Here is a 24,704-nt window from a genome sequence, read left to right as displayed (position 1 = left end):
GCCGCCTTGCACGTCGCGCAGATCAACTTTCTACCGGCGCCGAAAGGCCAGCCGCTCGCCGAGACGCTCGAGCAATGGCCGTCGCTGGCGGATATCGCGGAGCTTGTGGCCGGCTCCGGTGCGCGCGTGTCCGTGGTCCAGGTGGCAGCGCATACCGAGCGCATGGCGCGTGCCGGTGTCGACTACCACTTCGTCGATGCTACAGGCGATGGAGCGGATCGAAGCCAGCGCCTTGCCGGTCTGCTCGATGAGATCAAGGCCGATGTGCTCCACGTTCACGGCCTGAGCTTCGCCGAAGACATCTATACGGTGTCGCAGCATCTGCCGCGGCTCCCGGTTTTGCTGCAGGACCATGCCGATCGCATACCCGGCTACTGGCAGCGCCGCCAGTGGCGGCGGTGGTATGCGGTGGCCTCGGGCGTCGCCTTCACATCGACGCGATTGGCGCAGCCTTTCGTGCAGGCCGGCCTGTTCGCGCCGTCGACGCGCCTGTTCGCCATACCGGAATCGAGCTGCCGATTTACGCCCGGCAGCCGCACCGACGCATGCGCCGAAACGGGCCTCTATGGCAATCCCTCGGTGCTATGGGTAGGGCATTTGAGCGAAGGCAAGGATCCGCTGACGGTGCTCGATGGCATCGCACTTGCCGCCGAGCGCCTGCCCGGATTGCAACTGTGGTGCGCGTTTGGCAACGCGCCGCTGCTTGGCGCGGTGCAGCGACGCATCGCCGCTGCACCGCGACTCGCAGGGCGCGTGCATTTGCTGGGCAAGGTCGCGCACGCAACGGTGGAGTCGCTTATGCGGGCGGCGGATCTGTTTGTCTCTGGCAGCCTCGCGGAAAGTTGCAGCTATGCCGCGCTTGAAGCGATGGCGTGTGGTGTCGTGCCCGTGGTCACGGACATTCCTTCTCATCGCGCGCTCACCGGCGATATCGGGGCGTTGTGGCCTCGCGGCGATGCCCATGCATTGGCTGAGGCGCTTGTGCGCGCTGCGGCCGATCGCCCCTCTCCTGAGCGGGTGCGCGCGCATTTCGATGCGCATCTGTCGTTCGCCGCCGTGGGCCGGCAATGGAACAGCGCCTATGCCCAATTGCTGGATCACCGGTGCCGGGTGGCTCCATGAAACTCGCGCTGGTGGTGCCAGGCGGCGTCGATCGTTCGGGCGAGTACAGAGTGATTCCGGTGTTGCTGGCGCTGATCGAGCGATTGGCCCGCGAGCACGAAGTGCATGTGTTCGCCTTGCATCAGGAGCCGCAGCCCGCGCGCTGGCGGCTTGCGGGCGCCTATATCCACAATATCGGGGACCACCGAACGCGTCTTCGTGCCATCCGCGCGATCCGCGAAGAACATAAGCGTGACCCCTTTGATCTGATCCAGGCTATTTTTTCGGGATCGTGCAGTCTGATCGCCGTGATGGCGGCTGCGCTGTTGAACCTGCCCAGCCTGGTGCACATCGCCGGTGGAGAACTCGTCGCCTTGCACGACATAGGCTACGGCGGACGACGCTCGTGGAAGGCCCGGCTGCGCGAGGCCTTGGTACTGCGCAGCACGAATGTGATCACCGTGGCCAGCGAGCCGATGATCGATGCCGTCGAAGCACTCGGCTTGCGTGCCCATCGGGTGCCGCTCGGGGTGGATCTGCGGGGATGGCCGCCACTCGCTCCGCGGCGGCGAGGGAATGGCCAGGCACGATTGATCCATGTGGCGAGCCTCAACCGCGTCAAGGATCAGGCGACGCTGTTGCGCGCGCTGGCGTTGCTGGCCGGGGCGGGGCTGTCGTTCCAGATGGATATCGTCGGCGTGGATACGTTGCAGGGAGAAATAGAGCGTCTGATTCGCGATCTGGGATTGGAGACGCATGTTCGCCTGCTGGGATTCAAGACCCATAGCGAACTGCGGCCGCTGATGGAGAACGCCGACGTGCTGGTGATGTCCTCGCGACACGAGGCCGGCCCGCTAGTGACGCTGGAGGCCGCTGTCGCGGGTGTGCCTACAGTTGGCACCGCCGTCGGGCATATTGCGGAGTGGGCGCCATGGGGTGCGCTGGCTGTCCCTGTGGGAGATCCGGAAGCGCTGGCCGATGCCATTCATGGTCTGCTTGTGGATGAGGAGTTGCGGCTGAAGCTGGCTATCTCTGCGCAGCGCAGGGCTATTGTCGAGGATGCGGACCATACGGCGCGCGCCTTCGAAGCGTTGTATTTGCAGTTGTTGGTGACGGATTCGCCGCGTTGAATCGGGAGTCTGCTTTCTAGGTTTGTGTCGATTTGCTCTTCCCCTTGCTTGGGGGAGAGAGCTGGGGTGAGGGTTCGGCCCTTGCGATGTCCCTTCCTCCTCGTCATTCCGGCGTAGGCCGGAATCCAGGGCGTTGTCGCTTCGGTTGTCGCGTTGTCGCGACCTGGCCGCTTACGCAGCGGGCGTTCCGACTCGCTGCCGCGAGCCGGGTCACTTTCTCTTTGCTGGCCCAAAGAGAAAGTAACCAAAGAGAAATGGCCTGAAGAGCAGGCGGTGGGCGTTGTAGCTGCGCATCGTCCAGTGCCAGACATCGGGATAGCTTCGCTCCTTGTTCCGCTCTGCTCTGGAACTGGTTGGCACCGTCAGACCCGCGCGTGCTTTTCTCCTCCCCCTGCTCGCAGGGGGAGGCCGGGAGGGGGTAAGCCCTTGGGACAACCTCTCCCGAGACGCTTTCTCAAGTACTCACCCCTCCCCAACCCTCCCCTGCGAGCAGGGGAGGGGGCACGAGCAAGCCCAACGTCTGATGCTGGAGGATGCGTGACTACAAAGCACGCCGCGCTCTTCCCGACCATTTCTCTTTGGTTACTTTCTCTCTAGGCCCCCTCGGGGGGCAGCAAAGAGAAAGTGACTCGGGCGCCGGCAGGCGTCCGAAACGCCCGCTGCGTAAGCGGCCAGGTCGCGATAACGCAACGACTGGCGCGTCATTCAACCGGCAAAGGGTAAGCCAGCGCCGCGCGCACAACATAGAGTGTGTCCATGCGAGGCGCCCCACTGGTAAGCCACCTAAGCATGCGCCGCCCACGCGATTGCGTAACCCACGGCTGATCCCGCAGCCAGAGCTGCGTGCGCACCATGTCGCTGCGCTCCTGGATCGTCTCTTTCGAAGGCTTCACGCGGTTAACGACGTAGTTTTTCGCCTCGCCCAGCGATCGGGACCATTCGACGCCAGCGAACGCATGCAGCCACAGCTCCGAGCAGGACACCTGCGTCAGCGTCTGGTGATGCGAGATGGTGCGGAGCAGTGGCGGGCATTCTGTTTCGAATCGATCGCGCAGTTGGGCGAGTGCGGCATCGTCGTAATAGCGCGTGGTCAAGGTGACCGGCGGAAGTGCCCACCAGGGTGCGTCGTCATCGGTGTGGGTGTGCCAGAGCGCATCCCATTCATGGGGATGCACGCGCATCGCCAGGAGTGCGATGTCGTTCAAATGGATCAGGCGAAGCGTCCTGTTGCATATGTTGCCTGCGGCGTGCAGTAGCAGGTGGCTCAACAGGGCAGCGGTTGACGGGTACGGGTTGAGTCCTGGCTGCGGATCGCCGGGATAGATGCGATCGGTGATATCGATGGTATGCACCGGCAGCCGTTCCTGGATGCGCGTATGCAGCTCGATGTTGATGGGCGTATCGCGGTGTTCGCCGAGCACGGCCGGTGGCGAACCCTCCCGCGGCTTGAAGACGCGATGCTTCCACTGCGCAAAGGAGGCCTCGTAACCGAGCGCCTGCAGCAGCCTGCCTGCCTTTTCGGCATCGTGTTCGTGGACCAGCAGGTCGATATCGGCCATCGGACGATCGCCGGGGAGGTAGAGTCCCGGCGCATGTAGCGCCGAACCTTTCAGCGGGACTATCGCCACTCTTTCGGCACGTGCCGCGGCGTCGATCTGTTCCAGCAGGGCGAAGATGCGCTTGCATCGATGTTCGACATGCGCGCGCTGGTCGACGAGAAACTCGGACCAAGCCGGGTTGCTCCATGGGGAGAGCGTACATAACAGCGGTGATATGCCATGCGCGGCGGCAACCGCCATGGCCATGCGCCATTCGAGATCGCTCCAGTCCGGTGCCGTTTCACTCGGTCGTGCGAGCTGGTGCGCAAGGGTCTCCGTCGTGCGTCGCAGAATAGCCTTGAGGGTTCTCAGCGGCGGCAGCATGTTGGCTAGCTCATGGCCTTGGCTTTGTTCTGCGCAGGCAGGGGCAGCGGAAGCAGGGCCTGTTCGGTGCGGTGCAGGTGTTCGCGGGCGAGCAATGCATCCCAGCGCGCATGGATCATGGCCTGTGCGCGGTCATGATCCTCCTGTCGTCCATTGATCGACGACTGCTGGAGCGTCACCTGCTCGTGCAGCAGGTCGCGCACTTGGCGGTAGAACTCCGAGTCATAGGCGCCATGGAACATCATCGCGAGGTCGTCGCTTTCCTGCCAATGCGTCTTGGCGCCAAGTTGTGACCTGACCTGCTCATAGAACTTCGTGCCCGGCAGTGGGTAGGACACGCTGACGCCGATGTCGTCGGGAGCTGCTTGCACGATCAAGTCGCGTGTCGCCAGCAGATCGACCAGTTGCTCGCCGAGATAACCCAGCTGGATAAAGAAGCCTACGCGAATACCGTTCTTGCCCAACCGCTCGCGTGCAGCGATGAGATCGGCAACTTTCGTACCCTTGTTCATGCTGTCCAGCACGCGCTGGCTGCCGCTCTCGGCGCCCAGCCATACCTCGGCGCAACCTGCACGTTTCAGTGCGGCGGCCATACGCTCGCTGATCAGGTCGGCGCGCGTCTGGATCGTGAATGGGACCGAGCCGTCGAGCTCATCCAGATGCATGGCGAACTCTTCCACCCAGCTCACGTGGAAACCGAAGATGTCATCCGCCAGCCAGATGTGGTCGGGCCTGAAGGCCGTCTTGAGGTGGGCCATTTCTTCGGCGACGTCGCGTGCGGGGCGCCTGTTGTAGTGATTTCCCCAGATGGGTTTGGCGCACCAGTTGCAGCGGAAGGGACAGCCGCGGGATGCCGCCATGTTCAGACTGAAATAGCCGTGTCGCTCCTGCCACATCGCGCGATAGCGCTCGATGTCGATCAGGTCCCATGCGGGATGTCCGGCGATGCGTGGATCGGGCGGCACGGCGCCGATGCGCTTCTGGCCGTTGGCCACCGATGCCACGCCGGCGATACCGGCTGTCCACGTCGCATCATCGATGTCGGGCGCGCGCTCCAGCCGCTTCACCAGTTCGACCAATGGCGCGATGCCTTCGCCGATAAGCACGACCTGTGCGCCGGCCGCCAGGAACACTTCCGGCTGGTCGGAGGCATCGGAGCCCGCGACGATCACCCTTGCGCCGTTGGCGCGCGCTTCGCCGATCATCTGGCAGGCCGCCTCGCGCATGCGCGCCAGGCACATCTTGGTGAGATAGTTGAAGTTGTCCTCGTAGAGCACGACGACATCCGGCCGCAGCGAGCGCACCGCTTCTTCGTACGCCTGCGTGTCTTGGGCGAGCATGGAGTCGAATAACGCCACGTCGTGCCCCAGCTGTCGCAACATCGCTGCGACCTGGATGGTGGCAAGGGGAGGGTAGGGCTTGCCACGCTCCCACTGCTTTCTATCGAAATGCAGGTAGTAAGAGTGGCCGACCTGGATCTTTAGCATCTCTGGAGAGCCTTATGGAGATAAGCATCGGGTGCACGCGTACGTCGCCATCGACCGAAGCCCGTAGGAGCGCACCCTGTGCGCGAAAGTGGCCGCGAGGCCGCCGCTTTACGGGGTGAGAAAGAACGGCAGCCTTGCGGCTGCTTTCGCGCACAGGGTGCGCTCCTACCGATAATCAGCGTTGCCTTAACGTTCAGTTGGAAGTGAGTGCCAAGTTGTCCGGCCAGGGTTGCCTTGTGGCAGAAAATTATTTGGATGACCGCTGGCGAAGCGTTGTGCTATCACATGCAGCGATCTTTCGATCGACGCTCATGCCCTCCACTTCGGGCCTTCAAGTTCATGTCTTCGACGTCAAGCCATCCCGAAAGCGCATTCGGTACCGATCCCTTCCTGGAGCGGGGCGACGATGGTCGCGTGTTGCGCAGGCAGTTGCTGGGGGGAAGTTTTCGGTTCGAAAGTGCCAGCGCCAGGTTGCTTGACCTGGTCGATGCGGCCTATGCCGGCCTGCCGCAACACAAGCTGCCGATCATCGCACCGGAGTTTCATGTCGAACTGCGACTGGTGCCGCCGCGCAGGAAGCCGGTAAGCGGCGAGCCGCCAGCGGTGCAGATGCAGTCGGGTGCCGATTTGCTGTGCGGCATGATGGATGCTTCCAACTATGTCGTGATGTCTCCGGCGCAGGGAAAGGCACTGGTGGTGGCATCGGAAGACATGCTCGATCACCCCTATCACGTGCGCTACGAGCTGATCGAATTCGCCGTCTTTACGTTGGCGACCCGCGGCCTTGGACTTGTTCCGCTGCATGGCGCTTGCGTCGGAAGGAACGGGCGGGGTTTGTTGTTGCTGGGGGCAAGCGGTTCGGGCAAGTCGACGCTGGCTCTGCACAGTCTGCTGTGTGGGCTCGATTTTCTCGCCGAGGATGCCGTGTTCGTCGAGCCGGGTAGCATGTTGGCCACTGGCATAGCGAATTTCCTGCACGTGCAGGCCGAAGCGCTGCGTTTCGTCGACGATGCCGAGGCCAGGTACTGGATCGGCGAAGCGCCGGTTATCCGCCGCCGGAGTGGTGTGGAAAAGCACGAGGCCGACCTACGACGTGGACAGGGCTCGATCGCCACTGCGCCGCTGGAGCTGGCCGGCGCCGTGTTTGTTTCCAGTGAGTGGGGCGATGATCCGGAGGTCCTGCTGGAAAGGCTCCCCGAAGCCGATGCCGTCGCGCGGCTGACCCTCGACCAGCCTTATGCATCCGGCCAGCCCGGTTGGCAGGCGTTCCAGCAGCGCCTTGCAACGCTGGGCATGTACGAACTGCGCCGGGGTGCCCATCCAAGGAACTCGGTGGACGCCTTGCTGACCTTGCTGCGCTGACTTACCGCAAGGCCTTCCCGGCCATGCACACGCAACCTTCCTTATGGCGTTGGGCACTCACGGTTTGGGACCGCGGTGGAGGGAGCGTCATTCTGCGTCGACACATCAGGCCGCTGCAGCCATGGCTCTCGCTGCCCCTAAGGGACGGTAGCCGACATGGCTGATCACGCATTCCGCACACCCGACGCATCCGAACCATGGTTGCGCGTGATGATGCGCACGCTCACCCGCAGCGACATGGCGGAAATCGCCATCTACGTTCTGCTTTCGCTCGGCGCGGCGCTGGCGGGCGGACTGGCCGCCGTAAGCCTTGTGCCGCTGATCCAGCCAGGGCTGCCGCCGCCGCTTGTGGGCGGTCTGCTCGACCTGCGCGGCGGATGGGTTGCGCGGGCACTGCTTTTTGCGGGCGTTACCGCGGTGTTTACCTTGTTGCGCTGGCAGACGGCGCGCCTGGGTGCGCGACTGGTCAGTCGCTATGGCGTGCGTCTTCGCCGGCAGGTTCACGCCAGGTTGATCGGTGCATCGCTGCGGGCGCTCGCCGATTCGACATCGGCCGAAATTGCCAATGCGCTTACCCATAATGTCGAGATCGCTGTGCAGGGATTCGCAGCGATGCTGCAGTTGCTGGTGGCAGGTCTCACCTGCATGGTCAGCCTGGGACTGGCGCTATGGGTGTCGCCGCCCCTGGTGCTCGCAGCACCGGTGCTGGCCGCGATTGGCCTGCTGGCATCGCGCATGTTCGGCCGCGAACAGGCGCAGGTGAGCCGGCGCTATGTGGCCGATATGACCAGCCTGTTCTGGCATAGCGAGGATTTCCCCCGCCGGTTGCGTCATGTGCGTTCGTTCGGCCGCGAAGAGGCGGAGAAGGCGAGTTACGGCGAAACGTCGGCGCGTCTCGGCGATGGCTATCGTCGTCAGCTGGAACTGGTGGCTTCAGGACGCCTGGTGGTGGAGGTCCTGGCGGCATGCGGCATTGTGCTCATCTTCGTGGTCGCCCAACGCTGGGGTGGTGTGGAGCAGGCATCGCTGATTGCCGTGTGCCTGCTGCTCGGACGGCTTCTGCCGTATCTGGCCGCTACGCGACAGAGCTTTCAACAGTTGCGCACGGCCGGTTCAGCGCTCGAACTCTGGCAGCGTTACATGGATGTGGAGCCGTCCGGTGCCAGCGCAGCGATCAGACGCCCGGTGTCTCGCGACACGTTGCATATCGATAGTCTGCGGGTGATACCGCCATCCTCAGGCGTGGTCGTCAACGGACTGATGCTGAAGCCCGGTGAGCTGACCCTTGTCTACGGCGACTCGGGCATCGGCAAGAGCAGCCTGACCGATGTCCTCGCCGGCATGATGGCGCCGCAGTCTTTCAGTGCGCGCATTGCCGGACGTGCCATCAGCTTCGACGAGTATTGCGAGCTGGTTCGGGATGGTGCGTACGTAAGCCAGAGTGTGCGCCCGTGGCAGCGCACCGTGCGCGAATGTCTCCTATGGGCCGAGCCCGATGCGACGGAAGACACATTGCGCAGTGTGCTCACGGACGTCGGTCTCGATGAGCGCCTGGCGCGATCGCCCGATGGACTCGATACGGCGCTGCACGATGCGACCAGCCGTATGTCCGGTGGTGAGCTGCAGCGGCTGCTGCTGGCTCAGGTGCTACTGCGCCAACCCTATCTGGCGTTGCTGGATGAAGCTACGAGTGCACTCGACGCGGCGGCCGAGCTGAGCGTGCTTTCGGTGCTGAAGCGGCGCCTGCCGCATACGATCATGGTTGTTATCTCTCATCGTCATGGGGTGATGGCGGTGGCTGATCAGCAGTTGATGCTTGATGGTGGGGTGGTGGCGTCGATCTGTCGGGATTCGTTGCGTGCTGTGGCTTCGCGGCCGTAGGGGCTTGTTCAAACTCTCCGAGTTTGTATCGATACGCTCTTCCCCTTGCGTGGAGGGGAGAGCTAGGGTGGCGGGCCACTCCCTATGCCATTCCCACCTACTTCGTCATTCCGGCGCAGGCCGAAATCCAGTAGTGAAGCGCTTCGATTGTCGCGTTATCGCGACCTGGCCGCTTACGCAGCGGGCGTTCCGAACCGCTGCCGCGGTCCGGGTCACTTTCTCTTTGCTGGCCCAAAGAGAAAGTAACCAAAGAGAAATGGCCTGAGAGCAGGCGGTGGGCTCTGTAGCTGCGCATCTTCCAGTGCCAGACGTCTGGAAGGTTTCTCTGTTTGCTCTCTCTTCTGGATCTGATTGGCGTCGTGAGAGTTGCGCGTGCCTTTCTCCTCCCCCTGCTCGCAGGGGGAGGCCGGGAGGGGGTAAGCCCTTGCGACAACCTCTCCCGAGACGCTTTCTCAAGTACTCACCCCACCCCAACCCTCCCCTGCGAGCAGGGGAGGGGGCAGGAGCAAACGCGACGTCTGACACTGGAAGATGCGCAGCTACGAGGCGTGTAACGCTCTTCCAGACCATTTCTCTTTGGTTACTTTCTCTTTGGGTCAGCAAAGAGAAAGTGACTCGGGCGCCGGCAGGCGTCCGACATGCCCGCTGCATAAGCGGCCAGGTCGCGACAACCCAACGATTGTCGCGACCAACACAAAGGACAATCCTCAGTGCCACCCAAAATCAGGGCGCCTTGCCCGCCTTGATCCCCTGCACGATCGACAGCGACTTCGACACATGCTGTTTCGGCGTCAGGTGATCGTCATCCGAAGAGAAGGTGGCAACTATCTTGCCGTTGCTGCCGATCACGTAGGTCACGCGAGGAATAAAGGCGTGGTCGATCACGGCGCCTCGCACGTCCTTCATGCCGGGCTGTGCTGCCATGGGTTTGAGGTCATAGGAGGCAGCGACTTTGCCGTCGGCATCGGAGGCGACGGGGAATTTGCCGGCGCAATAATCCGGGTCGGATGAAAACTGGTTGAGTCGTTTGAGGCTGTCGGCGGAGACGCCGATGATGGTGGCGCCGGCGGCATCGAATTTTTCCTTCTCTGTCGCAAAGGTATGCGCTTCGATGTCGCAGCCGCCGGTATAGGCCGATGGGTAGAAGTAGACCACCACGGGTCCTTTCTTCAGCGCTTCCTTGAGCGAGAAGCTGAAGTCTTTGCCGGCAAGGCTGGCCTCGAGAGCGAAATCGGGTGCTGCTGCGCCCGGCTTGAGCGCGGCGGTGGCCGGCATGGCGATGAAAAGTGCCGCTAGCGAGCCAAGGGTCGCCGCTGTAACAAAACGCTTCTTCATGCTTGATGTCCTATGGGTGGATAAACAGTCTGGTGAATTATTTGCTCGCGTTCGCGACGGCATTGTGCGGATGCAGGCTTTCTCGATGTTCGACCATGATCCTGAAATCGGCGATGTCGGTAGCGGCATTCAGCGCTCGCTGAATACGGCGTGCGGCGTCTTCACAGAACATCAGGTTACTACCGTTGGCGAGGGCGAAAGCCTGCTCGTCCTGGCGTTTCACCGCCGTCTGTACCGGCGTACCCAGCGATTGTTCGACGCGGTCGAGCAGGGCGATCAGATCGAGCGGTACGCCATCGGCCAAGCGTACTCGTATCCGCGCCACGCTGCGTTGCGCATGAGGGGTGGCGACCATGCCTTTCTCGCTGCCCAGCCACGCCAGCACGGAGGCATGGTCGACGGTGTGGCTGGCATCGAAATCTTTTGCGAACTGTTGCTGGATAAGCTGGCGCGATAACGCCGCCGAAGCGGGGCAGGTAGAGGAATAGACCACTTCGGTTCCCAGCTCCAGTTGGAAGCCATGGGCGTCCAGGCTCGCGTCGATCGATACGGGATAAATACGCCAGCCGCTATGTTCGCTGCGCAGCGCGGCGCGCCGGATCAGCTGTTCGAAGCTTATGCTGATACGCACGCGATCGGCCAATGCCTTGTGCGACTCAAGGAGCGCATGCATCAGGCTTTCGATCATTGGCACGGTAAGTGCGTGAGCACTCAGATGCTCGTCAATGAGCAAGTAAAGACGAGACATATGGATGCCGCGACGGTCGGGTCGAATCAGGTTGACGAAGACGCCGATACGGGCGCGGCAACGCTGGATCTCACCGTCGCCGGCATCGAAACGCACCACGCCATCGATCCGGTCCATGCCGACCCAGTCGAGCAGGCCATCCGAATGCGGCCGCGCATCGGCGGCCACATCCGGCATCAGCCCACTGGCTTCATGAACTCGCTTCACTTGGTTCCCGTCCGGCACGGGCTAGACCTCCGCAAGCGGCAAGTTCTGCCGGCGGCGATAGGCCTGATGAAAACCCGCCGTGTGATGCAACTGGGTGCCTTCCGCCAGAGATTCGTCAGAGATGATGCGGCCAAGGAAAAGCGTATGCGAGCCGATTTCCTGGCTATGTTCGATGGCGAGCTCCCGTACACGCAGTGCTGAAGCCACGGCGGGAATGCCGAACTCCCGCGTCAATCGGGCAGGAAACGGCAGTGCATCCCAATCCATCAGCGGTTGCTTGTGATGCTCGCTGAGTTTGTAGACAACCCCCTTCATTGTCGCCGGGATGCTGGACAGAGCCACCCGGCGCACTTCGCGCATGGTGGGCATGGAGACGTTGGTGCTGCGCAGCGCGAGCGAGAAGTAACCGCTGCGCTCGAGTGGGCCAATCAAATCCATCGGGAAGATATTCCGATGGTCCGGTGCGTCGACGGAAACAAGGATGACCGGCCGCGGACACAGATAGGCAATCATCAGCTGCTGGACCGCCGCAGGCTCCAGGGCAGAATGGGGCGACCCCTGATTTCCCAGCATAAGGCGGTTCTGCAGCCACGCATTCCACGGGCGCAAGGGCCAGCCCAGGCAGCGGTGTTCGCCAGCTGCAATGTGGTAGAGGGTGAGCGATGTGTCTTCGGTGACGACGTACGCCGTGCGTTCCAGGCGCAACGTTCCGAGAAGTCTTCCCGTAGTACGGTCGCGGTATTCGATGAAGGGATGCAGGCCGGCGTCGATGCTGGTGGCGATCACCAGCGGCTTGAGCGAAGCCACCGTGTGGTCCGCCGTGACGTCGGCTGACTTGCCGTCCCAATGCAGGGTGGCGGTGACCATTTGCTGCGGAGGAGCAACGGCAACCGTCGACCATTGCGGCAGTGGGCGAACCAACGGTCTTACCCAGTCCTTCCACATGTCAGGTACGCCGAAAGAGCAGGAACATGTAGAGCTGGGTGGCCGTGCCGAGGCCGCGCGGAATAAGGCGTTCCAGCCGGAAGTACGGCGCCGCCGCGCGCGCTACCACGCGGGGTGCGAAGCGATGGATGCTGCTCTCGCTCGGGATGGCGTAGTGACCTCTGCGCACGAGATTGACGACGTTCGCCCGCCACCAGCTGTAACGCGCATCGCAGAGGTAATAGGGATTGAGCATGCTGGCCAGGATAAAGCCGCCGTGGCGGACCACGCGCGATAACTCCTCAAACAGCGTGGTGTGATCCGCGAAATGGTTGAGGACCGCAAAGTTCGCTGTTACCGCCTGTACCTCGCAAGTGAGGGGCGACCCCACGGTAACGATGGTCTTGCGATCGATTTCGTCGCGGCAGTACTGCGCCAGGTATGCGCCCATTGCTGCCGAAGGCTCGTACACGAAAGTGGGGTGTCCGTTGGCCGCATAGGTCTTTGCATCAATGCCGGTACCCGCGCCGAAGTCCAGCACGTCCGCTCCTTCGGGCAGCAGATCCAAGGCCAGCTTCTGAAACCGGTCGCGCACCGCGCGGTCGCGCGGCGAGGCCAGAATGAATTGGTGGTACTGCTCTCCCGTATGCATGTCGTCCACTGTCTAGCTGGCGAAATCGGTGCCAGATGCCCTGTCACCGATATTCCGGTGGTCGAGTCACTGCTCGACGTGAGTGCCGGCCAGGTCGTGGAAGGTTGCGTGGGGCCAAGCGGTTCTCTATGCCATCCTGGCATGACAGCGAATCGCGCCCGCGCCTCAACGGCCGGAAAAGCTTTGCAGGAGGGTGTCGATTTTCGGAAACCCCGTTCGTCGTTCTGATGTCAGGACAACGAGTCCGGCTCAAACAGGAGACAGGCAATGCGTGTGATGGTGCTCGTGAAAGCGACCGAAGACAGTGAGAAGGGCTTTTTCTCCACGCCCGAAACGGCCGAGATGCTTGAGGCGATGGGCAAATTCAATGACGAGCTGGCCAAGGCCGGCATCCTGCTCGCCGCCGATGGCCTGAAGCCTTCCTCGGAGGGCAAGCGTGTTGCGTTCGATGGTCCAGGCCGCATGGTCACCGATGGGCCCTTCGCCGAGACCAAGGAGCTGGTTGCCGGCTTCTGGCTCTGGGAGGTCAAGGACATGGACGAAGCGGTTGCCTGGGTAAAGCGCTGTCCCAATCCCATGCCGGGACCGAGCGAGATCGAAATCCGGCCGCTCTATGAGATGGACGATCTGCAATGAGGGTCTGATGCATTCGGCCACGAAGATCCGTGGCTGGATGCGCGAGAAGCTCATGGGTCAGACTCGCGTATCCCTCGGCTCGCCGAACCATCGCGATGCGGCCTGGGCAACTTCATCAGGGGCAGGCGCGGCCTCCGTAGCCCAGGCGACGATGCCATCGGGTCGTACCAGCATGGCGCTCAAGCCCAGCCTGTTTTTCGCGTCGCTTGTGATGTAAGCGACGCGATCACCCCAGCGCGTTGCCACTGCCCGAAGCGCTGCACGAGCGTCAAAGTCCAAGAGCAGGCCGCTACCCGTCCTCAGGTGTTCGCCAAGTCTCGTTCCATGGGTGAGCTCGAAGTCGGGAGCGCTGCGCCCCACGAGCGGATGGCCATCGCCGAGGTCATGGCGGAGAGAAACGCCCCACACGCGTTCGGCGAAATATGTCGCGCCGTCGCGTGTATCGATGAGGTCGCGAATGATGGCTTCAAGCGCGCGCGAACTCTTGCTCGGCCGCATAAGCGCGACTTGCGCGCGCGACCAATCGAGGACTTTCGCACCGATCGGATGCCGTTCGCTCGAATAGGTGTCGAGCAGGCCATCCGGCGCGTAGCCACGGATAGTGGCTGCAAGCTTCCATGCAAGGTTCATCGCATCGCCAAGCCCGAGGTTGAGTCCCTGGCCGCCGAGCGGTGAATGGATGTGCGCGGCGTCACCGGCAAGCAGCACGCGTCCTCTGCGATAAGCGGTTGCCTGGTAGGCGCGATCCGTCCAGGTCGTTGCAAGCTGAAGGGCCGTCACGGTGACATCGGTGCAGGAGACACGACGCAACACCGCCTGCACGTGTTCGCGTGTGATCGGCTGGATCCGGTGGGAAGCCCCATCGTCGAACTCGACCATCGCAATCGTTCCGGGCTGCGCGTAGGTGTACATGCCCGTCGGCGTGTAGTGGCGGCCGGGGCGGAGCTTATCCGGATCGGCCAGGTCGACTTCAACGGAGTAACCGGTGAACTCGGGATCGGTACCGACGAACTCAAAGCCTCCCGCCTTGCGCACTGTGCTGCGGCCGCCATCACAACCGACGAGCCAGCGCCCGCGAAACGTTTCACCGTCCACGCGAACGGTTACGCCTTCGTCCGACGGGTCGAAGTCTTCGACGGTGAGGCCACGTCTGATGTCGACCCCCATCGCGCTCGCGCGAGTGGCCAGCGTGGATTCGAGGGACTCTATATCGACGGCCATGCTAGTGCCGGCCGGACTCGGCAGGCGGTACGGCCACTTCGATGCGTCGATATGGTCCTGGTAGAACTGGATGCCGGCGAAGTGGCCGCCCGGGCGGCGAGGCTGGTCCAGCCAATGCGCCGCCGCCGATGTGTTGCCACCACCCGCGCCACCTTTTGAAACCTGCAGCGCCGCGATGTCGTCCAGCAAGCCGCGGCGGTAGAAGGCTTCGATGGTGGGCGCCGAAAGGCCTCGCATACCGAACGGAAGGCGCTTCAAAGGGGAGCGCGGATCCTCGGCCCGCTCCAGCACCAGCACGGAGAGACTGGCGAGGCGCAGTTCACAGGCGAGAAACAGGCCGACAGGGCCTGCTCCGGCAATCACGACGTCATAAATCAAGGCAATGTCCTCAAGCGGGCGCCAGGCCAGCGGGGTGGGGAGTGTCATGGCGAAAATCTTACACTCGGTGTAAGATTGTTGGGTGATGAGCATCAGCATGTCAAACCGTCCAGGACACCGGGATCGCAAGAAGGCGGAGACCCGCCAGGCGATTTCAAACATCGCTACGCGATTGTTCGTCGAGCGTGGCTTCGAAAATGTTTCGGTCGATGAGATCGCGCGCGAAGCGGACGTCGCCAGAAAAACGGTGTTCAACTACTTTCCGCGAAAGGAAGACCTTGTCTTCGATCGCGAAGAGGAAGTGCGGGCGTTGGTGCGCGAGGCGCTTGCCGATCGCGGCAAGCAATCGCCCGTCGACGCGTTCCAGATGTTGATGCGTACGCTGGTAAAGAAGCGGCATCCGTTGTTCAGGATGACGGCGCGGCCCGTCCGGTTCTGGCGCACCGTCGCGGAGAGTCCGGCACTCACGACGCGTGCGCGCGAGCTGCAGGTAACGCTCTCCGATGATCTTGCGGAAATGCTGTCCGATGCGGCGGGCAGATCGCACGCCGACCCCGTCGCCCGCCTGGCAGCGACCATGCTGATGGGCACGCTGGTGGTTGCCTATGGCGAGGCGCTTCGCGCGTTTCGCGAGAAACGGAAATCCGAAGCGGCTTTCGTGAGGGTGATGGAGCGCGGCTTCGCCGGAGTCAACACCGCGCTCGCCGGGACGCCTTACGTCTGACGCCGATGAATCCCTTCAGGCGGATCGTTGGTCAATAAACGGTCAGATGTCTGTCACCAAAGTGTATACAGGACCGATAACCGAAGTGTGTAGCGCGAGTGCATGAAGGCACGGAAGTGTGAGGTGCGTGAGCTGCGCTATGTGGAGGCGAAGCTCATGAAGATCTGCAACAGTTCGCCACAAGCTTGAGCTGGCTCGCAGATGAACACCGCATTTCTATCGCGCATCGACGAGACCATGCACACATAATTTTGTGGTGCGACAAGGATACTTGGCAGTTGCCACGCTCGGTGGCGGTCATCGAGAGCCATGTATGCCTATTCGCAACCGCGGTCTCGGCGCGATGAGCGTTAGTGCCCCACACGATCAACCGTCCATGCACACTTCGGGACGGCGCATCAGGCGCCTGTTGTTCATCGGGACCGCGTTGGCGGTCGCCACACCTTTCTCAGCGGCGATGACGCAGAGCCAGCCTTTCGTCGCCTCCGGTTCGCCCAATCAGGTGGCGGTCGCCACTGCTTTGCAGTCACTGCCGGTGCGAAGCTCGTTACGGACATCCCTGCAAAGCCAGTGGCCCGCAGATCCGGCTAGCGCACGCGCGGGATACGACCGTCTGTCGGGCGAGATCCACGCTGCGGTTGGCACGCAGATGATCGAGGACAGTCATTTCGCCCGCGACGCAACCTTTGCGCGGCTTTCCTGCGCGGCCGGCTGCGCTGACGGCAGCCATCTGTGGGCACAGGCCGCTGGTGGCTGGAGCCATCAGGGCAACAACGGCAATGCCGGTGCGGTCACGCGCGATATGGGCGGCGTGATGGGCGGCATCGACACGCTGATCTTCGACAATCGTTGGCGCGCGGGCGTGTTGTTTGGTTACGACCATTCATCGCTCACCGCTGACAGCCGTTACTCGACCGCCAGCACTCACGACACCACCTACGGCGCGTATGCGGGAACGCAGTGGGGCGCGCTCACGTTCAAGATGGGCGCGGTGTTTGTGCGCCACGATATCGCCACCGACCGGTTCGTGCAGGTCTCCGGACTGACTGCGGCCCACCTTGGCACGGATTACTACGGGCATACCGCCCAGGCCTTCGGTGAACTCGGCTATGGCCTGCGTTGGGGCGGCAATACATGGCAGCCTTACCTGCAACTGGCCCAGGTGCGGCAGAGCTTCGAGTCATTCCGCGAATCCGGTGGACCGGCCGCGCTCGTTGGCCGCAGTCACGAAGCCGACGTGACCTATTCCACTCTGGGCGTGCACTTCGTAGCTGACAGCTTCCAACTCGGCACGATGGCGGTGAACGCGCGCGCCGGCATCGGCTGGCGCCACGCCATGGGTGACGTGGACGTCGATCACACGCTGGCGTTCCGTGCCGGTGGCAATGCCTACAACGTGCGCGGCCTGGTCGTGAGCCGGGATGTCGGCGTGCTCGACGCCGGTCTGGATTTCACGCTCGCACCCGACGCGGTGTTTTCGCTGAGCTATACCGGCCAGGCCGGCAGCCAGCGCACCGTGGACCAGGACCTGACTGCGGCTATGTCGGTGCGCTTCTGAAGCGTGCCGGGGTAGTTGTAGAGAAACGGCTCGATCGGGAATGCGCGGAAAGAATAGAACTCATCCGGCGCACAAGAAAATGCGCGCCCCCAAGGGGCGCGCAAGAGCGCCTCTATAGCGAGGCTTACGGCAATAGCCAGTGGATCAACAGTCCGAAAAAGTGCTTCAGATCATCGGTATTAACCATGGCGCACCTCCGAAGATGGGCGAATGCCTGTAAGCCCATGTCACGCAACGAGCCTCAGGTCCACGTCGGCATGGTCCACCTCCTCAACGAGTGAACGGATGCGAACGCGGCCGGAATCTAGCGCAGGCATGGCGCCGGCAATGCGACCGAAATCCCACAATTCATAGGGAGTGGCATGTCACAGGGAGTAGCACGTTCGCGCAACGCGGCGCGATCGCTTGAGCACGCGGAATGGCTTGGGCATGACGCCAAAATCCATGTACTTTTGGAAACCAATGCGCGCGCCGTAGGCGGCGTGATATGCGTAATCCCATGCGAGGGACGAGCGAGATCGAGATACGGCCGTTTAACTAAACGGCCAATTTGCCGTAGGTGGCCCGGGCGTGGGCGTCAGGTGTTTGGTGTCATGCCAGATGGCATGACACCAAGAGCCCGCGCGATCAGTGATTGAACGATCCCGTGCACTGGTCGTTGTCGCAAGCAAAATCCACTTCGGATGCCCTGGATGCAAAGAGCGGAACACCCTGCACCGTGGCGAGCGTCTTGCCGTCCTTTTCCAGCGACACCAGGTAGGTTCCGGGCAGCAATGCGGAGAGGTTGTAGCGGCCTTTGCTGTTAGGGGACCCGTGACGGGTAAGGCCCTTGTCACTGTGTACCGTAATGGTGCTGTCGGTTGGGGCCTTGCCCACAATGCTGGAGCTGGTTGACTGCGCGTATGCCGTGTTGAGTGCGATGGCGCCGAATGCGCTCACGGCTATCGCCGTCATGAACTTGAGCGCGTAGCGGCGAGTTTGATGCTGGTGCCCAATGGGCAAGAGTTTTTTGTTGGTTTTCATGTGGGGGCTCGGAGGTTATGGCGCGACAAACCGATCAACTGCTCGCATAGCAGTCGGTTTGCGATCGATATCAGTTGAATCGAGGCAGTGGGGTGGCTGCCGAGGTACTTATCTTCCTTGTTGGGGAAGCGTCTTTTCTTGCGACAACTTGGTTCACACCTGATCGCCGGAATCGTTCCGTTGGATGATCCACGAGAAGGTATGGTTTAAATTAACCGAGCAGGCTTGGGTGGGGCATGTGAAGGTCGTAATGCTTTTCTTGCCGCGAGCTCATTCCCACAATCTTTTAATTTTGGCGCCGGTCACCATGGCTTGTGCTTCGGCTTCGGTCAGGCGATGTACAAGCAAATGTAGCCCTCAAGCGCTAATATAAATTCCCTATCTGCAGAGATATCTCCTGACATGTGAGTAAAGCGATTCCCCCCGACGACCCATGCCGGACTGCGTGACGCTGAGGTTTCAGCGTTCATCGCCCCATCCGGTTGGCCCCTGCCTGACGCCTAACGTTGCGACGGGCTCCGACGGAGAATCCCATATGTCCGAAGCGCACATCCGCGTTTCCAATCTTTCTTTTGCCTGGCCCGACGGCACACCTGTTCTGGCCGATCTTTCGTTTGCGCTTGGCCCATCGCGCACGGGGCTGGTTGCCCCCAATGGCGCCGGCAAGAGCACCCTCCTGAAGCTTCTGGCGGGTGAGCTGCAGCCGTCGGCCGGCACGATAGATGTCCGCGGAATCCGAGCCTACCTCCCACAACATCTGCCATTGACGGAGGCGGCAACCGTGGCGGATGTCCTGGACATTGCGCCGAAACTGGTCGCGCTGGATGCCCTATTGGCGGGCCATGGGATGCCTGCCCAGCTGGATATTCTGGACGGTGACTGGGATGTTCGCGAGCGCGCCCACGCTGTGCTGACGCGCCTTGGGCTCGCCGACGTTGCCCTGGACCGAAAGCTGGCGACGCTCAGCGGCGGGCAAGTGATGTCACTGGGGATCGCCGCCAAACTCGTGCAGCGTCCGGACGTACTGCTGCTGGATGAGCCCACCAATAATCTCGACGTCGTCTCGCGGAGCCGCCTCTATCAGGTACTTGCCGAATGGCAGGGTTGCCTGGTGGTGGCCAGCCACGACAGGGAACTACTGCGCGGCATGGACCAGATTGCCGAACTGTCGCGCGGCAACGTCCGCTGGTTCGGTGGCGGTTACGACAGCTATCGCGACACAGTGGATGCCGAACAGCGCGCACTCGTCGAGCAGGTGCAGAACCTGCGCAGTGAAGTCCGGCGCGAGAAGCGCGACAAGCAAGAGGCGCGGGAGCGTGCCGAGCGCAGGGCGGGAAATGCGGCGCGAGGTCTCTCCGACGCCGGCCTTTCCCGTATTGCGGCGGGCAATCTCAAGCGCGGCGCGCAAGTGTCGGCGGGCAAGGCCGACGGCTTGCATGCTGATCGTCTTGCGAGGGTTCGCACGCGTCTTGCTGATGCCGCACGTGATCTTGAAGTGCCGACTGCATTGGACTTCACGCTGCCAGCCACCCGGGTTCCCGCTCAGCGCGTGCTGTTCTCATGCGAACACCTGCAGATATGGCATGGCAAAAAGCCGCTGTTCGGGGAGGATGGCCTGACCATGGCCATTCGCGGTCCAGAACGCATCGCTCTGTCGGGCGACAACGGTTCCGGCAAGACCACACTGTTGCGCGTCATGGCAGGAGAGCGTTCGGCCGATTCCGGTGCGATCCGGCGGGGGGAAGGGCGTGTGGCGTATCTCTCCCAGCGACTGGAGCTGGCCGATCCCACCCGTAGCGTGGCTGAGTGCCTGGCCGACTACGCGCCTGGCATGCCGGCCCAAGAGCGGGCGAACCTGCTTGCGCGTCTCCATTTTCGCGGCGAGCGCATGCAACTGCCCGTCGCCGACCTATCGGGTGGAGAGCGGCTGCGCGTGGTCCTGGCATGCGTGCTGCACGCCGATGTCGCCCCCCAACTTCTGCTGCTCGACGAGCCAACCAACAATCTGGATCTCACCAGCATTCGCCAGCTGGAGGAGGCGTTGCGTGCCTACGAGGGCGCGCTAGTGGTGGTAAGTCACGATGCCGCGTTTCTCGAGAACATGGGTTTGACGCGACGTCTTGCGCTGACCCATGGCCGTCTGATGGAGGAGGCATGTGAATGGAACACAGCGTCCCGGGCCACCGTCGCTAACGGGACCTAACACCAAATAACTGGCGATTCCGCCGACCGGTCTTCAGGCTAGCCAAAACAGCAAGGGCCACTGGCTGCGCGTCTCCGGACAAGGTGGCCAGATGGGCGGCGGCGATGGCTGTGGCCGGAGGGTGGAATCATGCGTGATGGGTATCACGGTGCTTGCTTTGAAACGGCAGGGCGCGTGTCCAATGAGGAGTTATGCGCCTGGTTGAGCGCCGATGCAAAGAGCGATAGCCGATCGTTTCAACTGTTGTTTCAGGCGACGACGCCGCTGCTCTTCGCGTTTTTCGAGGGGCAGCTGCGAGAGCGCAAGGCTGATCTGAATCTATTGGTCATGGAGACCCTTGTTGAGGTCTACCGGCAACGCGCGAGCTATGAGCGGAGCCAGCCATTTCGCGCCTGGTTGCTTGGACTGGCGCGTCTCCGGGTGGCCGACTACCTGCGCGGCGAGCATGGTCTTCCGGCTTCCGGAAAAGCTCGTGACGCATCGGGGAGCGATACCTGTGTGACTGCGGACGATACCGATAGTGAGTCCGTAAGTCTTCTTCGCAAGCTTGCCTTAAGCCACGTCAATGGCGCCCGCTCTATGCGCCTGACTCAAGCCGTCTCCGCCGAAGCTACAGCGCTATAGGCGGCGATCCTCTCTAGCTGCACATACGCCCTCCGGTTTTATTCGGCGGCAGGAGTACCAATGCCTGCCGCGTCTGGACGCGGAAAATACCTGCCAGTGCCGGATCGCAGTACCTCAAGTTGAGCTCCACGGAAAACCATGATCACGGTCCGGAAGATTCTTCATAGCGGCAAGACCTACACAACGGGCGGCCGTGACGGCGTGGCCCGCAGCGATGACGGCCGCCTGGACGTCAAGCTCTCGCCACCGGGTGCGCCGGGCGCCGGCACGAATCCCGAGCAGCTCTTTGCGGCTTGCTGGTCGGCTTGCTTCATCGGCGCACTTCGCCACGCGGCACATGCGCGCAAGATCGGTTTTCCCGCCGACGCGTCGGTGGTGGCAGAGGTGGACCTGGGGCACGGCGAACAAGGCTTTTTTCTTCAGGCCCGGCTGACGGTATCCCTGCCCAAGCTGGATCCCGACATGGCTCAACTGCTGATCGATGCGGCTCATCAGAACTGTCCTTATTCGAAGGCGACGCGCGGCAACATCGATATCGCCATCGGGTTCGTTTGACCGAACTGGTTTGAATAGCCAGGGATCGCCTATGATGTAAGAAATTTCGGCCCCGAAAGGTCGCCGTTGTTCCCCACGCCACACACGATCCCAGAGAGCGATTCCCGTGGAGTCCGCCCCTGACGAACTGCACGATTCGGGTCACGTGGCCATTGCGGTCGGTCCGTTCCAAATCGTCCCCGCCAAGCGTCTGCTGACCAAGGACGGCGTGCCGATAGACATCGGCGGCCGCGCGCTGGATCTCTTGATTGCGCTTGTAGAACAGCCCGGCCGGGTCGTTCCCAAACGGGAATTGCTACGGCGCGTATGGCCTGATGCCGTCGTTGAGGAAGGCAGTCTGCGCTTCCATATGAATGGCTTGCGCCGTGCACTGGGCGATGGGGAGGGTGGTGCCCGATACATCAGCACCCAGGTGGGTGTGGGTTACGCGTTCGTGGCCCCTGTCGAACGGCGGCCTCCGGCGGTGGACACTTTTCTGCCGGCAGCTGCCGGCAAAGCAAGCCGTGTGAATGGCCTGCCGCCGCGCATGCGGCTGATCGGACGCGATGACGATATTCATCTGATCGTCGATCGTCTTGCTTTGCCAGGTTTGTTCAGCATCGTCGGCGCCGGCGGCGTGGGCAAGACTAGTCTGGCCGTCGAAGCGGCCTATCAACTAACGGGCGGCAACTACGAGCGGGTGCACTTCGTCGATCTGGCCCAGGTCGAGGATCCCTTGCTTGTGCCATCGGCCCTGGCAGGTGTAGTCGGCATTCCAGTGCAGGCGGAAGACCCGGTTTTTGTGCTGTTAGCGCACCTGCAGTCGCGCAACGTCCTGTTCGTTATCGACAACTGCGAGCATCTCGTCGAGGCGGTTTCGAGCATCGTTGAGCGCATCCGGGAAGGTGCGCCTGGAACGGCAGTGTTGGCTACCAGCAGAGAGCCGCTCAGAGCCCGTCATGAACAGGTGCACTGGCTCGACCCGTTGGGTTTTCCGGCAGAGATTGGTGATTACTCCGTAGACAGCCTGCTTGCGTTCCCGGCAGTGAAGCTTTTTGTCGAGCGTGCATCGGCTGGCCATGCCTCGTTGATGCCGACTGCCGACGAAGTTCGCCTTATCGCGGACATGTGCCGCCGCCTGGACGGCATGGCGTTGCCTATCGAGCTCGCTGCCGGACGCGTGGCAACGCATGGCATCCAGGCCACCCACACCATGCTGGGTAAACGTTTTTCGCTGGGTTGGGCCGGCCGGCGTACAGCGCTGCCGCGGCAGCAGACCCTGCGTGCGATGCTCGACTGGAGCTATGGCCTGCTGTCGCCCATCGAGCGCCTTGTCTTTGACCGGCTGGCTGTTTTCGTGGGGCCGTTCTCGCAGGACGCGGCCTCGCAAGTCGTCTCTGATGCACAGATCGATCAGATGAACGCGGCAGCCGTACTGGATCAGCTTGCGGCGAAGGGGCTGGTGGCGCTCGATCATTCCGAGGCCATCCATTCCTATCGGCTCCTTGAAATGACGCGAGCCTATGTCAAGGAATGTCTGGCTTCGCGCGGACAGGACGAAGCGCATGCGGTCGCCTTCCGCCATGCGGCGTACTACACGGAACTGCTCGGTAGCCTGGGCTCATCGCCCGACGAGATATTCGACAACTCGACACGGCTCGTGAGCCAGCTCGGCAACATCCGCAGCGCGTTGGAATGGAGCTTTGGCCCGCAGGGCGATCCCGGCCTGGCCCTCCCGCTCGCGGCGGCAAGCGCGCCCTTGTTCCTGCATTTTTCCCTGCTGGTGGAATGCCGCACCTGGTGCGGCCGGGCGGTCGAATTGCTCGAGCTTGGCTATTTCGGTACGCCCGCCGAAATGGAGCTGCAGGCGGCGCTCGGGCTGGTGTTGATGTTTACCAGGGGCAACAGCGGTCCCGCTGAGGCCGCATTGCTGCGTGCCATGGATATCGCCGTGGCGTTGGGCGATCACTGGTCCCAGTTGCGTCTTCTGGGGCGTCTTCAGATCTTCTATGAGCGCATTGGCGACTTCGCTTCTTCACTGGCGTGGGCGGAGCAGGCCATGGGCGTGGGTGACGCCATCGGCGAGCCGGAAGCGATTTCGGTGGCGGCCTCGCTCGCGGGCGTTTCTCATCATTTGCTGGGCAATCAGGCACTGGCGCGCAGCGAACTGGAGAAGTCGCTCAAGCACAGCCTGCCGCCACGCCGAAGCCATACGATTCATTATGGCTTCGACCATCGCAACCGCACCTGCCTGGCGTTGGCCCGCACGCTGTGGCTGCTGGATTTCCCCGACGAAGCGCGGCAGTGGGCGATCCGTGTCGAGAGCGAAGCGGCCACGCTGGATCATCCGGTGACGCATTGCATTGCATTGGTCTGGACACTGGGCATCTACATCTGGCTGGGCGATCTGGAAAGGGCAGAGGCCAGTTTGCAAACCTTCTCGAGGATTGCTGAGGCGAACATGCTCGCGCCGTACATTGCCGCCTCATTGGGTATGCGGGGGGCGATAGCCATCAGGGCAGGCCAACCGGACGAGGCCATTGGCTGGCTGGAAGAAAGCCTGGCACGGCTGCATGGCATGCGTTACGAGTTGCTCACTACGACATTCGAGCTGGCACTGGCTGAGGGTCTGATCCTGAGCGGTCGTTACAACGAGGCGGATCGTTTGCTGGACGGCACGATCGATCATTGCCGCATGAGTGGCGACGCCTTCGCGCTACCCGAATTGCTGCGCGTCAAAGCGGGCATCTTCAAAGCGCGTGGCGATGAGGAGCGTGCCTCCCTCGAAGCCATGCTGCAGGAATCGCTCGCCCTGAGCCGAAGCCAGGGCGCGCGTGCGTGGGAGTTGCGCACGACCATGGATCTGGCTCGCCTGTCGCTGGAGGAAGGTCGGCCCTCCGTTGCGCTGGATATGCTGGCGCCATGGCGCGCCAATGCATGGGCGGATGCCGACAGCATGGATCGCCGCGACCTGGCACAACTCTGGAAGGACGGGCAGGCCGCTGTTCAAAAGCAGAAATGACATCGCACTGTCGCGCATCGGCACGCGCGAGC

At 62.4% G+C, this 24,704-nt stretch carries 19 protein-coding genes; 11 read left to right on the top strand and 8 right to left on the bottom strand.

All coding sequences use genetic code 11. The annotated features are described in order from the left end of the window. Nucleotides 1–6 precede the first annotated feature (6 nt). Together ISS97_RS11585 and ISS97_RS11580 are read left to right on the top strand one after the other, a co-directional pair. Nucleotides 7–1,122 carry a glycosyltransferase family 4 protein gene (locus ISS97_RS11585; RefSeq protein ID WP_379986531.1) on the top strand — a complete coding sequence of 372 codons (1,116 nt, stop codon included), beginning with the start codon at nt 7–9 and terminating at the stop codon, nt 1,120–1,122. Next, entirely contained in the window at nt 1,119–2,231 is a 1,113-nt protein-coding gene (locus ISS97_RS11580; RefSeq protein ID WP_379986533.1) for a glycosyltransferase family 4 protein, read from the top strand. Before ISS97_RS11585 ends, ISS97_RS11580 begins: the two co-directional genes overlap by 4 nt. 701 nt (nt 2,232–2,932) lie before the next feature. Here ISS97_RS11580 and ISS97_RS11575 read toward each other — a convergent pair. Further along, nucleotides 2,933–4,153, bottom strand: coding sequence for a nucleotidyltransferase family protein (locus ISS97_RS11575; RefSeq protein ID WP_379986534.1), 1,221 nt, complete (start codon nt 4,151–4,153; stop codon nt 2,933–2,935). Nucleotides 4,154–4,158: 5 nt separating this feature from the next. Next, on the bottom strand, nt 4,159–5,640 hold the full coding sequence (locus tag ISS97_RS11570; RefSeq protein WP_379986535.1) for a B12-binding domain-containing radical SAM protein: 1,482 nt from the start codon (nt 5,638–5,640) through the stop codon (nt 4,159–4,161). A 339-nt stretch (nt 5,641–5,979) separates the two neighbouring features. Between ISS97_RS11570 and ISS97_RS11565 the strand changes: the two genes are divergently transcribed. Together ISS97_RS11565 and ISS97_RS11560 are read left to right on the top strand one after the other, a co-directional pair. Further along, on the top strand, nt 5,980–7,002 hold the full coding sequence (locus ISS97_RS11565) for a serine kinase (RefSeq protein ID WP_379986536.1): 1,023 nt from the start codon (nt 5,980–5,982) through the stop codon (nt 7,000–7,002). Between the two features lie 156 nt (nt 7,003–7,158). Beyond that, nucleotides 7,159–8,883 (top strand): ATP-binding cassette domain-containing protein, encoded by a 1,725-nt coding sequence (locus ISS97_RS11560; RefSeq protein WP_379986537.1) that lies wholly within the window; start codon nt 7,159–7,161, stop codon nt 8,881–8,883. Between the two features lie 723 nt (nt 8,884–9,606). Here ISS97_RS11560 and ISS97_RS11555 read toward each other — a convergent pair. From ISS97_RS11555 to ISS97_RS11540, 4 genes are read right to left on the bottom strand one after another with little or no spacing between them, the layout of a single operon-like run. Continuing rightward, nucleotides 9,607–10,218 (bottom strand): peroxiredoxin, encoded by a 612-nt coding sequence (locus ISS97_RS11555; RefSeq protein ID WP_379986538.1) that lies wholly within the window; start codon nt 10,216–10,218, stop codon nt 9,607–9,609. 37 nt (nt 10,219–10,255) lie between these two features. Then, the gene (folE2, locus tag ISS97_RS11550; protein WP_379986539.1) at nt 10,256–11,173 is read right to left on the bottom strand and encodes a GTP cyclohydrolase FolE2; all 918 of its coding nucleotides are present in this window, start codon (nt 11,171–11,173) and stop codon (nt 10,256–10,258) included. 21 nt (nt 11,174–11,194) lie between these two features. Then, entirely contained in the window at nt 11,195–12,094 is a 900-nt protein-coding gene (locus ISS97_RS11545; protein ID WP_379986540.1) for a hypothetical protein, read from the bottom strand. A gap of 25 nt (nt 12,095–12,119) precedes the next feature. Further along, a complete protein-coding gene (locus ISS97_RS11540) occupies nt 12,120–12,749 on the bottom strand; it encodes a class I SAM-dependent methyltransferase (protein WP_379986541.1) in 630 nt (209 codons plus the stop codon). A gap of 267 nt (nt 12,750–13,016) precedes the next feature. Here ISS97_RS11540 and ISS97_RS11535 point away from each other — a divergent pair, with 267 nt between their 5' ends. Then, the gene (locus ISS97_RS11535) at nt 13,017–13,385 is read left to right on the top strand and encodes a YciI family protein (protein ID WP_379986542.1); all 369 of its coding nucleotides are present in this window, start codon (nt 13,017–13,019) and stop codon (nt 13,383–13,385) included. 57 nt (nt 13,386–13,442) lie between these two features. Here ISS97_RS11535 and ISS97_RS11530 read toward each other — a convergent pair whose 3' ends face one another. Beyond that, the gene (locus ISS97_RS11530) at nt 13,443–14,984 is read right to left on the bottom strand and encodes an FAD-dependent monooxygenase (RefSeq protein WP_379986888.1); all 1,542 of its coding nucleotides are present in this window, start codon (nt 14,982–14,984) and stop codon (nt 13,443–13,445) included. Nucleotides 14,985–15,069: 85 nt separating this feature from the next. Between ISS97_RS11530 and ISS97_RS11525 the strand changes: the two genes are divergently transcribed. Both ISS97_RS11525 and ISS97_RS11520 read left to right on the top strand, forming a co-directional pair. Continuing rightward, nucleotides 15,070–15,708: a TetR/AcrR family transcriptional regulator gene (locus ISS97_RS11525; protein ID WP_379986543.1), complete on the top strand. Its 639-nt coding sequence runs from the start codon at nt 15,070–15,072 to the stop codon at nt 15,706–15,708. A 376-nt stretch (nt 15,709–16,084) separates the two neighbouring features. Next, nucleotides 16,085–17,266 (top strand): autotransporter outer membrane beta-barrel domain-containing protein, encoded by a 1,182-nt coding sequence (locus ISS97_RS11520; RefSeq protein WP_379986544.1) that lies wholly within the window; start codon nt 16,085–16,087, stop codon nt 17,264–17,266. A 627-nt stretch (nt 17,267–17,893) separates the two neighbouring features. Here the strand turns inward: ISS97_RS11520 and ISS97_RS11515 are convergent. Then, a complete protein-coding gene (locus ISS97_RS11515; RefSeq protein WP_379986545.1) occupies nt 17,894–18,289 on the bottom strand; it encodes a carboxypeptidase-like regulatory domain-containing protein in 396 nt (131 codons plus the stop codon). 535 nt (nt 18,290–18,824) lie between these two features. On the opposite strand from ISS97_RS11515, the gene ISS97_RS11510 reads away from it, so the two are divergent. From ISS97_RS11510 to ISS97_RS11495, 4 genes are all read left to right on the top strand, one after another. Further along, a complete protein-coding gene (locus ISS97_RS11510; protein ID WP_379986546.1) occupies nt 18,825–20,492 on the top strand; it encodes an ABC-F family ATP-binding cassette domain-containing protein in 1,668 nt (555 codons plus the stop codon). Nucleotides 20,493–20,621: 129 nt separating this feature from the next. Continuing rightward, a complete protein-coding gene (locus tag ISS97_RS11505) occupies nt 20,622–21,116 on the top strand; it encodes a hypothetical protein (RefSeq protein ID WP_379986547.1) in 495 nt (164 codons plus the stop codon). Between the two features lie 138 nt (nt 21,117–21,254). After that, nucleotides 21,255–21,671, top strand: a complete 417-nt coding sequence (locus tag ISS97_RS11500; RefSeq protein WP_379986548.1) for an organic hydroperoxide resistance protein — start codon at nt 21,255–21,257, stop codon at nt 21,669–21,671. Nucleotides 21,672–21,777: 106 nt separating this feature from the next. After that, nucleotides 21,778–24,672, top strand: coding sequence for an ATP-binding protein (locus ISS97_RS11495; protein ID WP_379986549.1), 2,895 nt, complete (start codon nt 21,778–21,780; stop codon nt 24,670–24,672). Nucleotides 24,673–24,704 lie beyond the last annotated feature (32 nt).

Origin of the sequence: Dyella koreensis (assembly GCF_044904565.1) — a bacterium.
Classification (GTDB): domain Bacteria; phylum Pseudomonadota; class Gammaproteobacteria; order Xanthomonadales; family Rhodanobacteraceae; genus Dyella_D; species Dyella_D koreensis.
The sequence above is the reverse complement of the archived record's forward strand: the minus strand, read 5'-3'. Positions and strand labels throughout refer to the sequence as shown.

Excerpts from the sequence above, each read along its gene's own strand:
- ISS97_RS11580 (WP_379986533.1), top strand. The coding sequence starts at position 1,119 with ATGAAACTCGCGCTGGTGGTGCCAGGCGGCGTCGATCGTTCGGGCGAG.
- ISS97_RS11575 (WP_379986534.1), bottom strand. The coding sequence starts at position 4,153 with ATGCTGCCGCCGCTGAGAACCCTCAAGGCTATTCTGCGACGCACGACG.
- ISS97_RS11570 (WP_379986535.1), bottom strand. The coding sequence starts at position 5,640 with ATGCTAAAGATCCAGGTCGGCCACTCTTACTACCTGCATTTCGATAGA.
- ISS97_RS11565 (WP_379986536.1), top strand. The coding sequence starts at position 5,980 with ATGTCTTCGACGTCAAGCCATCCCGAAAGCGCATTCGGTACCGATCCC.
- ISS97_RS11560 (WP_379986537.1), top strand. The coding sequence starts at position 7,159 with ATGGCTGATCACGCATTCCGCACACCCGACGCATCCGAACCATGGTTG.
- ISS97_RS11555 (WP_379986538.1), bottom strand. The coding sequence starts at position 10,218 with ATGAAGAAGCGTTTTGTTACAGCGGCGACCCTTGGCTCGCTAGCGGCA.
- ISS97_RS11540 (WP_379986541.1), bottom strand. The coding sequence starts at position 12,749 with ATGCATACGGGAGAGCAGTACCACCAATTCATTCTGGCCTCGCCGCGC.
- ISS97_RS11535 (WP_379986542.1), top strand. The coding sequence starts at position 13,017 with ATGCGTGTGATGGTGCTCGTGAAAGCGACCGAAGACAGTGAGAAGGGC.
- ISS97_RS11525 (WP_379986543.1), top strand. The coding sequence starts at position 15,070 with ATGAGCATCAGCATGTCAAACCGTCCAGGACACCGGGATCGCAAGAAG.
- ISS97_RS11520 (WP_379986544.1), top strand. The coding sequence starts at position 16,085 with ATGCACACTTCGGGACGGCGCATCAGGCGCCTGTTGTTCATCGGGACC.
- ISS97_RS11515 (WP_379986545.1), bottom strand. The coding sequence starts at position 18,289 with ATGAAAACCAACAAAAAACTCTTGCCCATTGGGCACCAGCATCAAACT.
- ISS97_RS11510 (WP_379986546.1), top strand. The coding sequence starts at position 18,825 with ATGTCCGAAGCGCACATCCGCGTTTCCAATCTTTCTTTTGCCTGGCCC.
- ISS97_RS11505 (WP_379986547.1), top strand. The coding sequence starts at position 20,622 with ATGCGTGATGGGTATCACGGTGCTTGCTTTGAAACGGCAGGGCGCGTG.
- ISS97_RS11500 (WP_379986548.1), top strand. The coding sequence starts at position 21,255 with ATGATCACGGTCCGGAAGATTCTTCATAGCGGCAAGACCTACACAACG.